Origin of the sequence: Acidithiobacillus ferridurans, assembly GCF_003966655.1 — a bacterium.
Classification (GTDB): Bacteria; Pseudomonadota; Gammaproteobacteria; order Acidithiobacillales; family Acidithiobacillaceae; genus Acidithiobacillus; species Acidithiobacillus ferridurans.
Genome location: NZ_AP018795.1, coordinates 2,559,817 through 2,575,425, shown reverse-complemented (window position 1 = coordinate 2,575,425; position 15,609 = coordinate 2,559,817). Strand labels below are relative to the sequence as shown.

At 55.7% G+C, this 15,609-nt stretch carries 17 protein-coding genes; 5 read left to right on the top strand and 12 right to left on the bottom strand.

Annotated features, from left to right (window positions below):
- Nucleotides 1-2: 2 nt before the first annotated feature.
- Nucleotides 3-1,121 carry a TrbG/VirB9 family P-type conjugative transfer protein gene (locus AFERRID_RS13270; protein WP_126605445.1) on the bottom strand — a complete coding sequence of 373 codons (1,119 nt, stop codon included), beginning with the start codon at nt 1,119-1,121 and terminating at the stop codon, nt 3-5.
- 9 nt (nt 1,122-1,130) lie between these two features.
- Entirely contained in the window at nt 1,131-1,799 is a 669-nt protein-coding gene (locus AFERRID_RS13265; protein ID WP_126605444.1) for a type IV secretion system protein, read from the bottom strand.
- Between the two features lie 158 nt (nt 1,800-1,957).
- Between AFERRID_RS13265 and AFERRID_RS13260 the strand changes: the two genes are divergently transcribed.
- The 4 genes from AFERRID_RS13260 to tnpC are packed head-to-tail and all read left to right on the top strand — an operon-like array spanning nt 1,958 to nt 4,809.
- Nucleotides 1,958-2,446, top strand: a complete 489-nt coding sequence (locus AFERRID_RS13260; RefSeq protein WP_126605443.1) for a hypothetical protein — start codon at nt 1,958-1,960, stop codon at nt 2,444-2,446.
- A gap of 41 nt (nt 2,447-2,487) precedes the next feature.
- Nucleotides 2,488-2,817 carry an IS66 family insertion sequence element accessory protein TnpA gene (gene tnpA / locus AFERRID_RS13255; RefSeq protein ID WP_126605417.1) on the top strand — a complete coding sequence of 110 codons (330 nt, stop codon included), beginning with the start codon at nt 2,488-2,490 and terminating at the stop codon, nt 2,815-2,817.
- A complete protein-coding gene (tnpB, locus tag AFERRID_RS13250; RefSeq protein ID WP_126605418.1) occupies nt 2,808-3,155 on the top strand; it encodes an IS66 family insertion sequence element accessory protein TnpB in 348 nt (115 codons plus the stop codon). Before tnpA ends, tnpB begins: the two co-directional genes overlap by 10 nt.
- Before the next feature lie 49 nt (nt 3,156-3,204).
- Nucleotides 3,205-4,809, top strand: a complete 1,605-nt coding sequence (gene tnpC / locus AFERRID_RS13245; RefSeq protein WP_126605419.1) for an IS66 family transposase — start codon at nt 3,205-3,207, stop codon at nt 4,807-4,809.
- A 137-nt stretch (nt 4,810-4,946) separates the two neighbouring features.
- On the opposite strand, the gene AFERRID_RS13240 is transcribed toward tnpC, so the two are convergent.
- The 10 genes from AFERRID_RS13240 to AFERRID_RS13195 form a co-directional block, all read right to left on the bottom strand.
- On the bottom strand, nt 4,947-5,255 hold the full coding sequence (locus AFERRID_RS13240) for a hypothetical protein (protein ID WP_126605442.1): 309 nt from the start codon (nt 5,253-5,255) through the stop codon (nt 4,947-4,949).
- Between the two features lie 250 nt (nt 5,256-5,505).
- Complete coding sequence (locus AFERRID_RS13235; RefSeq protein WP_126605441.1) at nt 5,506-6,048, bottom strand: hypothetical protein; 543 nt, start codon at nt 6,046-6,048, stop codon at nt 5,506-5,508.
- Nucleotides 6,049-6,141: 93 nt separating this feature from the next.
- Nucleotides 6,142-6,441 (bottom strand): hypothetical protein, encoded by a 300-nt coding sequence (locus tag AFERRID_RS13230; RefSeq protein WP_126605440.1) that lies wholly within the window; start codon nt 6,439-6,441, stop codon nt 6,142-6,144.
- Nucleotides 6,442-6,726: 285 nt separating this feature from the next.
- A complete protein-coding gene (gene trbL, locus AFERRID_RS13225) occupies nt 6,727-8,589 on the bottom strand; it encodes a P-type conjugative transfer protein TrbL (RefSeq protein WP_232027585.1) in 1,863 nt (620 codons plus the stop codon).
- Nucleotides 8,590-8,697: 108 nt separating this feature from the next.
- On the bottom strand, nt 8,698-8,949 hold the full coding sequence (locus AFERRID_RS13220) for an EexN family lipoprotein (protein ID WP_126605438.1): 252 nt from the start codon (nt 8,947-8,949) through the stop codon (nt 8,698-8,700).
- A gap of 81 nt (nt 8,950-9,030) precedes the next feature.
- Nucleotides 9,031-9,771, bottom strand: coding sequence for a P-type conjugative transfer protein TrbJ (trbJ, locus tag AFERRID_RS13215; RefSeq protein ID WP_126605437.1), 741 nt, complete (start codon nt 9,769-9,771; stop codon nt 9,031-9,033).
- A gap of 3 nt (nt 9,772-9,774) precedes the next feature.
- On the bottom strand, nt 9,775-10,767 hold the full coding sequence (locus AFERRID_RS13210; RefSeq protein ID WP_126605436.1) for a hypothetical protein: 993 nt from the start codon (nt 10,765-10,767) through the stop codon (nt 9,775-9,777).
- 20 nt (nt 10,768-10,787) lie between these two features.
- Nucleotides 10,788-13,295: a VirB4 family type IV secretion/conjugal transfer ATPase gene (locus AFERRID_RS13205; protein WP_126605435.1), complete on the bottom strand. Its 2,508-nt coding sequence runs from the start codon at nt 13,293-13,295 to the stop codon at nt 10,788-10,790.
- Entirely contained in the window at nt 13,295-13,672 is a 378-nt protein-coding gene (locus AFERRID_RS13200) for a VirB3 family type IV secretion system protein (RefSeq protein WP_126605434.1), read from the bottom strand. Before AFERRID_RS13200 ends, AFERRID_RS13205 begins: the two co-directional genes overlap by 1 nt.
- Before the next feature lie 3 nt (nt 13,673-13,675).
- Nucleotides 13,676-14,062: a TrbC/VirB2 family protein gene (locus tag AFERRID_RS13195; RefSeq protein ID WP_126605433.1), complete on the bottom strand. Its 387-nt coding sequence runs from the start codon at nt 14,060-14,062 to the stop codon at nt 13,676-13,678.
- A 254-nt stretch (nt 14,063-14,316) separates the two neighbouring features.
- On the opposite strand from AFERRID_RS13195, the gene AFERRID_RS13190 reads away from it, so the two are divergent.
- Nucleotides 14,317-15,309 carry a hypothetical protein gene (locus AFERRID_RS13190; protein WP_126605432.1) on the top strand — a complete coding sequence of 331 codons (993 nt, stop codon included), beginning with the start codon at nt 14,317-14,319 and terminating at the stop codon, nt 15,307-15,309.
- Nucleotides 15,310-15,609 lie beyond the last annotated feature (300 nt).

The following is a 15,609-nucleotide window of genomic DNA, read 5'->3' as shown; positions in this document are numbered from 1 at the left end:
GGTTACTTTCCCTCTTGCTTGATGGTGACGACTTCAGATCCCAGCCGTAACAAAATTTCGGCGGGCACTGAATCAACAACGTAGGTATTGCCCCGGATTTGAGTATCGACCCCGATCAGATGCCCGCTGGCATTGCGGGCCTGCAGGATGGGGAAACCGCCATGACTCGCCAGGCCTTGGGGCATGTCGATAAAGGTATGCGTGCCGTCGTCATATACCCGCAATGGGCGAATCGGCGCGCAGTCGCTGGAACTGAACCAGCCGCCTCCTCCGCAATGAATGCGCCAGTGCAGATTGACGTGATCGAGCCGAATATTCGGCAGAGGCAGCACACGGGGAGCCTGAGCTTTATGGTCAGTAGGGGACTGTTCCGACCGCGTGTTGTCGTCAGGTTTTTTCCACGAACGGACTTCGCCACCGCTATCCTCGATCTTCAACGCGGGGATGTAATGCACCGCGTCGCTGACCAACCGGATTTCATAGTTGATAGGGCGGCCATGGTCAGTCGCGGCCACCACGATGTTTTGATGGAGTCCTTTGAATTTCGGGCTCAGAAAGATTTCGGGCTGCTTGCCCACCAGTGCCTGTTGCACATTCCATTCGGACTTGCTGACCCCGACCGTCGTTACCGGCTTCACGCCGTCCGGCAACTCGATGATGCAGGTATGCAGCGGGGAGCAGACCAGCGCAGGGCGACCGGAAAGACTGTGGATGGTGCCATTCGCGCCGCTGATCACGGGCGGGGTGTGGTCCATGGCGTAAGATGCCGCCAGAGACTGCCGCGCAAGCATGGCCGTCTCCGGAGTTTCCGGCCCCTCGGGCGGCGTGGCGATGGATTGTTGCCACACATGCGCCGACGCCATTTTTTCGGCAGCCGCCGGGGAAATGGCAGGCACCTTCTGGTTTGCCAATGGGTTCGACAGCGCAGCACCTGGCGTGAGGGTTGTTGCTGATGAACCGTGCGCGGGCGTTTTTGCCCCTGCCGGGGCGGGTTTCCCGCCTAGATGTACTACGGGCATAACCGGCGGCAGATTGGTATCCACGCCTGCCAGAGCCAGCCCCGGCAGGGCCAATCCCGGCAGGGCAGCGAGGCTTAAAGAGAGCCATGTCCTGGTTTTCATGTCGTCTCCTTATATCTGCGGACTGAATGCAAAGTGCGTGATGTAGATGCCGAATGGGTTGCCTTTCAGGACATCGGGGTTATTCGAGGGCGGAACCGTCGCGTAAGTCACCGTGCCTTGCCAGTTTTGCTCACCATCTATGCCGCCATGGGGGCCATAGTGCTTGACCAGGAAATCGACGATGTACGATCCGCCCTTGGCCGTCACCTCACCAACGGGGACAGCACTCTGGATCGTGACCGTATTGCCCTGTGTTTTGTTGGAATAGGCCGCATAGGGATTATGCTGCGCATAAAAGGCATCCAGCGGGGATTCCGCGCTGGATGCGATGTAATGATAGGACTCGTTGATAAAATGCTTTTGCACATACTTGTCCGGGCTGCGCGTAAAAGCGAGCCAGGTAAAGCGGGAAATGATGTGCTGTACCACCGGCTGGGCAAATGACCCGGCCCGCACTGCCTGCGCCAGTTCAACGGACTTGCCCAGTTTGTCTACCTGAACGACATAGGGGACCACATGCACGCGGTCGGCTTCGTACACCATGCCCGCCCCAAACAGGGCGGCGATGCCGATAGCCGATATGGCGACAATGCGCCAGTTTTTTGCCTGCGAGATGTAAGAGCCATAACGCTCAAGCCATTCCTGACGCGCGGCCAGGTAATCGGGATTACTCGACATGAAAAAACCCTCTCAGATGGAATTCTGAGAGGGTATAGATCAAGGGTTGGGGGGATAATCGAAAGACTCATCCTCGATGGGGGGACGAGCAAAGCATATATCCAAGGGGTTTCGTCCTTGATAATCTACGACGCAGGGACGGGGCCAAGGAGGGACGGATGTTCTCGTTTGATGCTGAATACGTCGATGCAGCAAAATTCGGAGCGGAGAACAAGTTGGATGTTCCGTTCCTGATGCCTGACGAGAACAGAATCCTAAACGATGAGAACAGAAAGCAGATATCTGAGCTTTTCATTCACTATTCAGGCATTCCAGCAAAGTCTTGGGAACGCAGAATCACTGGCCAATGCGTGGCGGCACACTTTTTATTGATGGACAAGATTGCCAACATTCTGGGCTCTCAGCCAGCTTTAACGCTTGGATGGGTTGAAGCAGGCGGTCGCGAGTTCTACCGGTTTGGGCAACAAGAGGTATCTCGATGGCTGAAAGAAGGCATCGGCAGCCTGACAGATGCCAAGCTACACATGTGGCTAACGCTCGCCTCCATGGAAATAATAGATTTAACGTTTGTTCCCTCGTACATTGTTGTCAACAAAATCCCAACCAATGGTAACCGTCCAAGCAACCCACCTTCCGAAATTTTGTGACCTGACCGATCCTGTCCCGCATTGAGCGAGGAGGGATGGAGATGACGAAGGACGAGAAAATTGCTTATTGGCGGCAGCAGGTAGAAAGATTTCGGGCGAGCGGACTTTCGGTCAAGAATTACTGCGCGCAGGAAGGGATCGCCGTAGCCACCCTGCATTACTGGCGTAAGCGATTAGCCGATGCGGTAGAGTCGCGGCCGATGTTCAATGGGACCGAAGGGTTTTTGCCGGTCACTCTGGCGCCGGCCCGGCCTTCCGTTTCGCCTGTGGAGGTTCACCTGTTGTCGGGCCGCAGCCTGAAGCTGACCGCTCCGATGGATGCCGGCTGGCTCCAGACCCTGGTCCAGGTCCTGGAAAGCCCATGTGGCTGAGTCCCGGCAGCCGAATCTGGCTGGCGGCGGCACCGGTGGACATGCGTCTGGGCTTTGATGGTCTGGCCGCCAAGGTGCAGGGGGTTCTGGCGGCGAATCCCTTTTGCGGCCATGCCTTTGTATTCCGCAACCGCCGCGGGGATCGGCTCAAGCTCCTGCTCTGGGATGGTCTGGGTTTCTGGCTTTTGTACCGACGCCTGGATCAGGGACGGTTGCATTGGCCCAGGATGGAGAACGGGGCCATCGAACTCTCCACAGCACAGTGGGCGATGCTGGTGGAAGGAAGACCCTGGACGCCGTTACCGGCCCTCAAAGTCTGTACGCCTACCGCCTTGTAACGTATCGAAAATGCTGGCTTTCTACCCGGTTTCCTGGTAGAATTTGCCCATGAAATCAACGGCTCCAGTCGATCTTCCGACGCACCCAGATGCCTTGCGCGATCTGGTCTTGCAACTGCTGCGGCAGCAGGAAGAAAAGGACGCCGAGCACGCCCGGCAGCTCGCAGTAAAAGACCGGTACCTCACCCTGCGCGACGAGACCATCGCCCGCCTGGAGATGACCATCGCCAAGCTGAAACGCTGGCGATTCGGTCAGCGTTCGGAAAAGCTCTCTCCCGATCAGATCAGCCTCTGGGAAGAGGCGCTGGAGACGGAGATCGCCGCGGTGGAAAGCGAGCTGGAGGCCGTGCTGGCCGAGAGTGCTGCTGCCAAACAACCGGAGTCCGCGCCGAAGGCGGCTCCCCGCCGCCATCCCGGTCGCATGAAGCTGCCCGATACCCTGCCCCGGGTTGAGGTTCGCCATGACCCCGAAAGCTGCACCTGCGGCCAGTGCGGCGGCCCTCTGGAGACGATCGGGGAAGAAATCAGCGAGAAGCTCGACTATGTCCCGGGCCACTTCCAGGTCATCCGCCATATCCGCCCCAAGCTGGCCTGCCGCCCTTGCGGCACCCTCGAAAGCCCAGCCATGCCGGCGCAGGTGATCGACAAGGGCCTACCCACTGCGCGGATGGTGGCTCAGGTCCTGACCGCCAAGCATGTGGATCACCTGCCTCTATATCGCCAGGAAACCCAATACCTGCGGGCGGGCATCCCGATCTCCCGCGCCACCCTCTGCAGTTGGCTGGGTCAGGGAGAGTACTGGCTCAGCATTCTTGCCGAGGCCTGCAAAATGGCATTGCTCGAAGGGGCCATCCTGCATGCCGACGAGACGCCCTTGCCGGTCCTGAACCCCGGCAGCGGGAAAACCCACAAGGCCTATCTCTGGGTGTATCGTAGCCAAGGAGACGCCCCCCATCCCATCGTCATCTTCGATTATGCCCCGGACCGCAAAGGCATCCATCCCCAAGGCTTCCTGAGAGACTGGCAAGGGATTCTGCAAACCGATGACTATGGGGGCTACGATGCCCTCTACCGCAAAGGGCAGATCACGGAAGCCGGATGCTGGGCTCATGTCCGCAGACATTTTTACGACGTGAACCAGAGTGCGCCGAGCCCGGTGGCCCAGACCGCGTTACTGCGCATCCACGAGATCTATGAGATCGAAGCCGAGATCAAAGACGACCCACCGGAGCAAAAGGTGCTGGCCCGCCAGCAACGGGCGGGGCCCTTACTGGAATCCTTCTGGACCTGGCTCAACGATACCCTGGCGCAAGTGGCCCCCAAAAGCGCCATTGCCAAGGCCATCGGCTATGCGCTGAAGCGCTGGAAGGCGCTGACCCTCTATCTCCAGGAGGGGCGCCTCGGCATCGATAACAATCCCGTGGAGAGGGCGCTGCGGGGGGTTGCCATCGGTCGCAAGAACTTCCTCTTTGCCGGGAACGATGCCGGGGGCGAACGAGCGGCCGCCTTCTACACCCTCATCGAGACCTGCAAGCTCAATGGCGTGGAACCCTTCGCCTATCTTTGCGATGTGCTCGAGAAACTCCCCACTTGGCCCAACAAACGGCTCCACGAACTCCTGCCGTGGAACTGGAAAAAACCAGCATTAGCCTGACATCAACCCACCCGCAAGGGTGGGTTGGCTAAGCGCTTACAACCAATGAGATCGGGTTCGATTGCGGCCACTGGTCTGAATTTTCCGCTAACAGAAAACATCATCCAGTGGTAGTGGGCAATGATATCGTGGAAAGACTAGGTCTCATGGGAATTGCTATCGGTGTCTTTTAGATCTTGGGCAACGACTTCGTATGCGCAACATGCCGGGCTTTCCAAAATAAATAGCCTGTCCTTCAGCTGTTCAGGTAATGCGTCCTCGCCTACCCCGGCGTGCTGGGAGCGTAAAACATCGGCCCGTTGCTTTCGCTCCTCGGTGGAGAGAAAACGTAGGCTGGACTTTTGCCCAGATAACAACAGAAGAACCTGATGTAGCTCAAACCTTGCCATGCGAAGCTCATACAACAGGCCATTGACATTCAAAATTTCGTCAGATCGCGTGGACATGAAAAAACCCTCTCAGATGGAATTCTGTGAGGGTATAGATCAAGGGGTGGGGAGATACGTGACCCAGAATCTGGATGTAACCCTGTGGGCAACCAGAAATTCCCTAGGCAACACCTAGACCTGGACGTTGCTGCGAAGTGCCGCGATCTCTTACGGCGGCAGCTCGAAAAAATGATTACGCGACAGATGCTCCGCCACACGACCTTTTCATTTGCCTTTCAATAATCAGGTCGGCGGTGGGGAGTTTCTCTTAATCTGCCGTCACGATCTCCGCATTTATCAGGCGTTCGACCTCAGACAATAGCAAGCTTTTCCATCCAATTTCCGCAGCGTTTATTTTATATCCTTTTGCTAGATTTGCCTTGGCTTCAGCGTCGATCCCATCCAGTCTTTCTATTGGAAATTGCTTCCCGCTTAATATCGTGATGGACTTTGGTGGAACGTTATATTTTTTTGAGAGTGCATCTACTAGAAAGTCATTTTCTCCAGCTATCAAAACGCAGCCAGTTTTTGCGAATCTATTTTTTATTAGCTCAATAAACTTTTCGGTATTTTGAAATAGTAACTCCCTTTCTTCATTGGTCAGCGGTTTTCCGTAACCGCCTCCATATTCTCCGTATCTCGGCTCTTCTTTTTTGTACATTCTGCCGTAGCACGTTTGGCCAAGCAGTATTATTTTTTCTCCGTCCTGGACTGCATGTATTTTCCTGTACACCCTATGGCCGCACCCAGGCGCTTGGCAGCGGATGCTTTTCTCGATGTCCACTGACGCTATCGTTAACAATTCGGCCATGGCTCACTCCTTTATTTGTCCCATTGCTAGTCTGGGCTTATATCCATAACCGAATCCGCATGGACAAAATCATTCATCCTTCCCAGATGCTCCTTACCAACGGCACAGGCCCATAAAGTCCTTAACCGCCCAAGTCCAATTCGCCTGATCGGGGTTACGTGCGATGTGCGCCTGCCAGTTGGACAGAAACAAGGAAGGGTCCGCGTGGACGTGCATCACAACGGCCACGATCACGACAATTGTAGGCGCAGCAAAAAGAAGAAGGACAATGGACGAGAGCATCCGTCTACCATGGTAATAAAGCCAGCCGCAGAGCAGCAAGGACAGCAGCGGACTCAGAGCAAGCAGCACGGGAATGAAGGCCACAGAGCCGAGCGTGAACAGCAGGTCCAAAAGCCCCAGAGTATGCCCACTAAATGATGCACCGGATGATGATATGCGGTGTGAATTTCTCTGCTGACTATCCCGCCACTCGCGATCTCTCTGCTCGGAATATCTCCGGCTACCCGCCTCCCTTCGAGCGCGGTCTGCCTGATCATCCTTGGGGTTGCGCCACTCCCAATCGCTTCTCGGTATAGATGACATTGCCGCCCCCCTTTGCCAGAACCCAAATGACACCATCGCCGTGGTATACCACTAGCATTCCTTCACGATGTCAAGGACAAGCACGCAATACCCTTAGTTAAAGTCACTCCCGTGTTCTGTGCTTATCCCTGAGCCTTTAATTGGCGTATCCTTTCCTCCAATTGCCACATCTTCGGCATGGTGTATGGGCTGCATAACCTTATCGAGCGCATAATTATATAGCTTATCCTTTATGGTGGGTGACTCTGGCGCTGACGGGGTCGGACTGGACGAACCACCAGGGGCACCGCCACTTGGCGCACTTGCAGGTGCGCTGGCAACCGGAGTGCTCCCCTGTCCACCACCAGAAGGGGCGCTGACTGGAGCCGGAGCCGGGACGGCATTGGTCGGCACATCGGAACCGGACTCGCTCGCGCTCGATCCGGTGTCACCCTGCCCGCCTGTACCGGATGCCGGGGCATTGGATTCGGGAGCAGGCGCTTGTACGCCTTTGGCCGTTTGAGGTGCGCCGCCCCCACTAGCACTCGGAGCCGGTATAGCATTGCCCGTGGGGGCGGCGGCAGGCGCCGGTACGGCATTGGCCGGGGCACCTGCAGCTTCAGGCTGTGACTCACTTGCCCCTGTATTCGCTGGCCCACTCGTCTGCTCTCCGCCGCCAGACGCCGGGGTGCTGGATTCCGAGGCGGGTGCCGGCACGCCCTTCGAGGATTCGGCTGGACCGCTGGACCGCGCACTCGACGAAGGGGCTTGCACACCCTTGGCCGCTTGAGGCGTTCTGCCACCACTAGCCCCGCCACTGGCGGGCGCACTCGGAGCCGGTACAGCATTGCCCGCACCGACTCCCGATTCGGCACCACCGCCTGCCGACATCGCCCCCGCTTCTGGGGCGGCAACGCCTGCCGCTGCCCCTCCCCCACCACTGGCACCTGCAGCACCTGCAAGACTGCCACCGGCCCCGGCAGTGCCGCCAGCACCCGCTGCTGCGGATAATCCACCTCCCGCAAGCCCGCCAGCCAGTCCGCCCGCCAGGGCGGCACCGCCCGCTCCTGCCGCCACCGTTCCACCGGCGATCATCCCACCTTCCTTGGCCAGTTCTCCCCCTGAAAAGGAGGATTGACCGCTCAACAGGCTGCTGGCTATGCTGGATGCCTTGCGCGGAAGCAGCGCAATGACGGCACCCAATATAAGCACCTCAAAGCCTGCCTGCAGGGGATTGGTGACATTCTCCAGGGTCGTTTGAATAATGGGTACGATGCTATAAGTCACCAGAAAAGCCAGAGCAGTCAATATAAAAAGTCGTACACCCACATTCACCGCATAGTCGAAATACGTGCCTACATATTTGGATGTCCATCGTAAACCGCCGCCGGCCAGCATGATCACGCCGAGAGCTATGACGAGATAGCTCTCGATTTCAACCATCAAGAACTCCAGCGCCATGACCAGAATACCAAGACCCGCCAGCAGGCCAATGATTCCGCACAAAAGCGTATTCACCAGGAGCGCCACCGGGTTGCTGTTGGCAACGGTCTTGGCCGCAGAAGAGAAAGCCCCAGAGAAGTTTCCACTGAAAATATCGCTGAGGGTATTGCCCAGGTCGTGAGTAGCTGCGGCGACCGGGGCCAAAGCAATTCCGAGAAACGCTTGAAGCGCTTCCGTCGCTATCTTTCCGGGCGTTACAGCCGTCACGCCCAGCGCGGATGCGCCACCAGCCAACCCGTTAATAATCGCCGGAATCCAGGTGCCGCAATTGTCCAGCACCGTCAGAAAAAAGCCTAGTGTGACGACCTTCTTGATGATGCCGGAAAAAAGATCTTCATGCCCGCGCTTTTGCAGGACATGATTCAGAAAAAGGACGGAAACTTCAACAGCAGCCAATGCGTAAAAGAGTGACGTGGCCGCCGTCTGCATGATGCTTTGCCAAGGAAGTATCTTGCCGCTCAGTGCGCTTTGCACCTGAGACAGAGTCCCTGTCCCCGCCGCAAATGAAACGGCAGGAACCACACACAAAAGCATCCCTACGACCCATGAAAATCTTTGGAGTCTACGCATTGGAGATTTTCCTTACGGCAGCAAAGCCGGGTTGTTTGTGCCGCCAGAGAAAATGGCAGCCGCACCTTCATCTGACTGCACAGTTTTTGCTGTTTGGCAGTTCTTTTCTTCGCTATTCGACAGCTTTTCCGCCTTCCCGCAAAAGGCAATTTCCTTTTTAAGCGCCGCCTTGTGCGTCCGATAATAGTGTTCGGTGTACACGGGTTGGTGTGCGCAACCAGCCAGCATGGCACCCAACATGGCAAGCAATAGCATTTTTTTCATCTCTCTTATCTCCTGGTAAGCCATGCGGCCTCATGCCGCTCAGATGTCGGGTATAGATCGGCGGCGGGTCAGGCGACAGAATTACGGCAAAAGACTGGAATTATTTGTGCCGCCGGAGAAGAGACTGTTCGCAGCCTCCTGCGAAGACACATTCTTCTGTGCCTTCTCCTGCCGCTGATACGCCAGTACCGCGTCTTGCCCGGCCATGGTGATCTGCTCCAGTTGCTGGATCGACTTGGTGGTCACGTTGGCCGCAGCCACGGCGGCGGCGGCGACCTGTTCCCGACCCTGAGCGGACTGCGCCGCATTCTGAATTGTCTGCATGGACGAGTCCTGAGTGGCGAAGTTTGCCGCCGCCAAGTGCTGGGACTGCAAGGCGTCCTCCATGTCGGTGTTGGTCGTCTGGTTCCAGTTGGCGTATACAGAGGACAGGTTTTGGATCGAGTTGCCGGCGCCCTGATATTCCTGAGCCAGTTGAGACCCAATGTTCTGGCCAGCGTAACCCAACGCCTGCGCCTGATTATAAATGGACGTGAGCTTCTGGATGGAACCCACCAGCGGATTCCAGATCTGTGCGAACGTGGCCGCCGGCATATTCAGAGTGTTGGTCACCATGTTCTGGTAACGCTCAATGTCGTTAGTGTACATGCTGATCTGTGTGGAGACCTCTTGCGCCTGCTTGGCCAACTGCTGGACTGCCGTAGCCTCCTGAATGATTTGCTGGGGGAACGTGGCACCGGCAATTTCGCCGCTGGCGAAAGCCGATGTGGACACCATTGCCAACGCGGCACTCATCGCCAGTACATAGATTTTCCTTTTCATGGGTCATCCTCCTGAAGCCATTTGTTGTGTAACCTGGTTGGCGATGCTTGCAAATTGCGCGACATCAGGGGTCACCGGAGCCAGATAATTGGCTACCTGCGGAAGATCCGAGCCGAGGGCTGCGACCAGATTCACCCGAGTCGCGTAAGGGGAACTGAACAAGGGCGTGGCCGTGGGCAGGCTCCACGTTGACCCGCCTTCCACGGACTGTAATGCTGTGGACATAGAGGGTTCATCCGTCACCGCTTGCTGTATCCCGGAGAGAATCGGCGCATCCGAGATTTCCGGAATGTTGGCCGATCCGGTTGGGCACACATCTACCAGTCGGGCGAGCCCTTGTGCTGGTGACAGATTCCCCGCCCATCCAATCGGAGCGCCATCTGACGGGCCGGGTATCCACTGCACGGCGGTCAGATTCGGATAGGAACCCATACCCGCCTGCCAATTCTGGATGGGCAATGGCGTAAAGCCGGAATTAGGACCCATCGCTGCGGATATTTGCGACCCAAGGCCGTTCAACAACGCGCTGAGCGCCTTGCCAGACTGTTCGCTTTCTGCCAATGCGGACTGTAGCTGGGTTGCATCGCTGGGCGCCTGCTTGGATACCTCCGCTTCCATCAGGTTGGTGGCGTCCTCATCCCACTGCACGGACAAGATCTCCAGCGCGTAACTTTCCGCTTCCGCATCACCCGCGATGTTCAATCCGCCCGTGACCAGTTGGTCGATCTCATTATCCCAATGCACGTTATGGCACTGTTCCTCAAACTCCAGTCCGGGAACCCGCACTATCGGGCCTTTTCCAGACTGGCTCGCGTAATTGGCCAACGCGCCATATGCCTGCGCCTGACTCTGCAGTTGTGGCCAGGTTTGCGCGAGCCCCTGCAGCGCCGTATTCGCGGCCTGCAAAGCCTGTAGATCGGCGTTGACCCCCGCCGTGCCCACTGCCGGGGTCAGGAGCAGCGCCGCGAGCACGGCATATTTCATCATCTTTTTCATGACCACTCCCTTTCCCATGTTCAAAACAAGGTTTCCGCATGCCGTACCCAACCATCCCGGATGCTGGGCGGCAGGCACTCTTTGAGCCATGCTATCGGCCAACGATCCCCCTCCTGCACCTTCAACTCCATTACCCGCTTGACCTCACGCGGATCGGAAACACCGCAAAAAGCGAGCGCCACCGGTCCCATGCCAAACTGAATCCGGCGCTGCCCTTCGGGGGTGAACAGGTAGTAGTCCTGCTTCGGAGTGGACATGGCCAGCAATTCGATCTGCCGGTCGTTCATCCCCATGTCGATATACAAAGGCCGCAAATCCTGACTGGCGGCCGCCTGGTTGGGCAGGAAGATTTTCGTCGGACAGGATTCCTTCAGCACTGGAAGCAGTGGGCTGTTCTTGAGATCCGCCAGCGACTGCGTGGCGAAAACGACGAGGGCATTTTTCTTCCGGAGTTCCTTCAGCCACTGCCGCAGCTTCGCCATAAACAGTGGGTTATCCAGAAAGGTCCACGCTTCATCGAGAATGATCATGGTTGGCCGACCATCCAGCATCTGTTCGATGCGATGGAAGAGATACAGCAGAACCGGAACGGTCACCAGGTGCATCGTTGGGCTGCCGTTCATCAGGTGGCTCATCTCGAACGTCATGTTCGATGCGTTAGAAAGACTCAGTCCATCCGTTTCCGCGTCGAGCAAGTCACCGGTTTGTCCGGTGAGCGTGTAATACTGCAGGGCGTCCTTGAGTTCGCGGTTCTGAATCATCTGTACAAGTGCTGTGAGCGAACGTCCAGACTCCCGAGCTAAACCGTGTACGGCATCCCGAATCGCTGTGCGCTCCGTTGAGGTGATGGCCACGCCCTGTAGTGTGGCCAGGGCCTCCACCCAATCCGCAGCAAAAGCAGCCTCGGCGGGATCATCGACGTGCTGCAGGGGCGCAAAGAACAAGTCAGAAGTCGGCCCATTCAGATCATAGTGCTGACCGCGCATCCCTTCCGTGAGCGTATAAAGGCTCATGCCTTTATCGAAGCCGATCACCCGTGCGCCATGGTAGCGTTGCCACTGTGCCGCCAGCAGCGCCAGGAGTGTACTCTTGCCACCGCCGGTCATACCCGCAATCAAGGTGTGCCCCAGATCACCCACATGCAAATTTAAACGAAAAGGCGTGTTGCCCGTGGTCGCCGCATACAGCAACGGCGGTGCCTTGCGCCCGTCGGGCATCTTCATGAGAGGACTTGGACAACGGGCTTCCCCCGCCCAGATTTCCGTCTTGGGCGCGAAATCCGCAAAATTCAGCGAGTGCATCAGCGGACGCCGAATGTTTTCGTAAAGGTGACCAGGAATGCTCCCCAGGAACGCCTCTACCGTGTTCGTCGTCTCTAAGTGCGCGATATAGCCCGCATTGTCAAAGAATTCCTTGATCGCCTTTACCCGTTCAGCCAGCACTTTTTCATTGGACGAGCGCAACACCACGGACAGCGAGAAGTTGCCGAACTTCACGGCGCCCTCTCGCGCTTCGTTGACGGCCTGTTTGGCATCCAGAGCAAGATTGACCACCGTATCGTCGGCGGTCAGTTGGCCGGGAGCTTCACCACCTACTTTTTCAGCCAGCAGCGATTTCACGCTCTGGCGCGAACCAAACCAGCGATCCCGGATCTTTCCCATGTCCGCCACTGCATCCGCCTGATCCAGAGGCAGGAAGCGGAGCGTGTAGCGAAGCGGAAAAGGCATACTGTGCAGATGCTCCAGCATCTCCGGAAAGGTCTGGCCGGGATAGCCCAGCGCCGTCACCACGCGAATATCTTCGCCGTCAATGGACGGTTCCAGCCCGCCCACAAAATCATGATGACCGAGAAGCGCATCCAGGTAGGCCGGAATGCGGGGTGCGTTGATGCGGTACGGGGAGCCGGTCAGACATTCATGTACATGGGTCAGCAGTCCGTCGGCATCCATGGCCTTCACCCGGTATCCAGACCTGAAAATGCCCATGATCACTTCGATCATCTGGCGATAACGGGCCAATATATCCCGGAACGCATCTTCACCCGACCTTTCCGTGTTTTTGCTGGTCTTTTTCTTGACCATCGCGGATACCAGTTGCATCTCGGCGTCGATAGGGGTGCGCCAGGCGATGGTGATCCCGTAGCGGCTCACATAGTGGCCCGTTTCCATTCCAAACTGCGTCCTGCGCTCGGTCTCGATGAGGCGCGACACAGGATCGCCGAATGCACACTCGGACATATCGATGTAGTCGTCCGCCGGTTCACGAATCGCCGTAACGTGAATGCCCCAGTCCGTACCAAGGCGCGAGACCGCGTTGTTCCAGATGGCAGAAAGTCCTTCCAGGTCCCGTGTAGACTGGCTTTCGAGATCCGGGCCATCGTAACGGAACCCTGCAAGAAAACTGCCGTCCTTTTGCATGGCGACGGCCATTTCCCCGGCTTCGGTCTGCCAGCCATCCATCAAAAAAGCGATATTCAGCAGATCCGGAAGACCCAGCGCTTTGTCGCGGTACTGTTTCAGAGCGAGCATTATTTCTTCTTCCCCGTAAGTTTGGATAAACCTTTGAGCAGACCACCGGACGCCGCACTTTGCGTCTGTTCTTTGGGTGCCTTGTATTTAATCGGCGCATAAGCGCTTGCACCGCTCAGGTAAGCGGCTTGCTGACTCCAGTGCCGACGCACAACGCCCAATGCTTGTGGGTCGCGCTTGGCCAAAGAACGTAAAAACGACTGCCCTACTCCACCAACGATAATCCCCACAGGAATAAACCAGAGAGAGGTCATAATCGGTACAGAAAGACAGGCGAACCAAAGGGCGAACGTGGCCTCCCGTTCACCGCCCGCCACTAGCATCGGCTTGGTGAGTGAGGGGTGAAGCGGTAGACGGCGGGTGTACTCCGCCGCCATGTCTTAGAGACCTACGATGTGCAAAGCGTGGGATGCGACAAGGCCCAGAGTGCTCGCCTGCCCCATCGTGGCGCCACCGGTGATGCTGGTGGCCAGCGATTTCGCGTTAGCCATGGCAATACCGCCAATCGTCGCACCCAGACCAATCATCATGGCCTTCTTGTGCTCGCCACCGTGCCACCAGGCAAGGCCCGTGGCGACGACACCGCCAGCGGCGACCAGCCCGCCCATATCCTGCATACCCGTCAGGACCGTGCCCATCTGCCCGGTAATTGGAGAAAACACCCCGCCCGACGTGGACGCGAACGCCATGCCGGGAGTTAAAATCATCAGGCCCATTGCGCCGACCTTGCGAACACCGGAAAACAGAGACTTGAATTGCTTTTTCATGCAAATACCCTTCAGTGCGCGGACACTCATTTGTCCTTGCGGGGGTATAGATCAGGGTGGTTTTGGTATACCATAATTTGTGCGAATGGATCAGATGCCGCATTCCGATGACACTGGACTTGACTCCGACAGCCCTAACGCGGATAAATCTGGACTGATGGACGCGGTTGATCGTCTTTCTTTGGTGTGTGAATTGTTCTTCAACGATTATTGAACAGTTGAGGTCGGGGCATGCGAATTGTAAAGGCCACGTGATGACCGATGATCTTTGGAAGCTATTATACAGAATATACATAATTGCCGTTTTTGTTTCAGGAGCAGTTATTACTGGCTACTTGCTGCTTCAGGTTGGATATACTCCTGGTGGGCTTGATGGTCTTTGGAGGATTTCCGCGCCTGGAGTAATAGCATTTGCGCCGGTTGCTGTTCTAGTGACTTTGCCAGCCATAATTCCATTTACTTTTGGCGTAAAAATAAAAATACCAAACGGACCCCTAACCAACCTTAGATTCTGGGGAGAGTCTCTTTTATATTTAGTGCTGATAAGTTACTATATTGCCATCTTCTATTTTGTTGGGTGGGGATTGCGCGTCTCAATATGGCCCTCGTCAACTGGATATTCAGCAATCAAAGAAAACTTAGTTGGCGCACTTATAGCATTTCTTTTTTACACCCTGATCTGGGTAATCATAAAAGAACAGAAGTTTGGCGCTGATAATAAGATTTTTCTACTAATGTTACCAGTTTTAGTCACGATGGGAGCAGTAGAATACCATTGGGTTGGAAACTTGCTTGCCCTGGAGCGCATTGCCACGCTGAACTATGGTAGGATCTCTTTGGCCGTCAAGGGTAACAACAATATCTTCCTTCGACCACCTTATGGATTATCGTGCGTCCCTTCATTCTACAGGCTAGATCATAACACGTTTGTTCTTTTATATGCTAAGCTGCTGTATGAGGGTCAATCTTATTCTATTGTCAATTACTGGGGATTTAGAAATGGCTTGACAAGCCCAATGGGCAGTGCGCGCCTGAACAAAAATGTCGTGGTTAATGATTTGTGCAGCAATACCATCAGAACGCCACGGAATGTGATTTCTATTTATTTTGATAGCGGTGAGAACCCAAAGAAACTATGCAAATATTCTAATTACGGTAATGCCTGCACAAATTTATTGAGACGCTTGGCTATAGGGCCGAAAATTGAATTAATGTTACAGCAAAATATGAAAATAAAGCTAAGATAGCAGCAGTTGATAGAGCAATAAAAATACCAGCCACTCTGCTTTTGCCAAAACAATATTCAACAACTTTAGATATTGCATTTGTTTTCCTTTCTACGACAGAATTAATGGCCAGGAAAAACAACAATTGTATGAATAACATAAGACAAAATAACACAACGTTATTTGTCCTATAGAGCATTTCTGTTGTGCCAGCTACCTTTTCGATTCCATCAAGTATCGGGGCGGCAAAGAAGGCAGCGACGACGGCGGCCGCGAAGGCGGCTAGTATCACAGGTAGAAAATACAACAGAAAATATAATA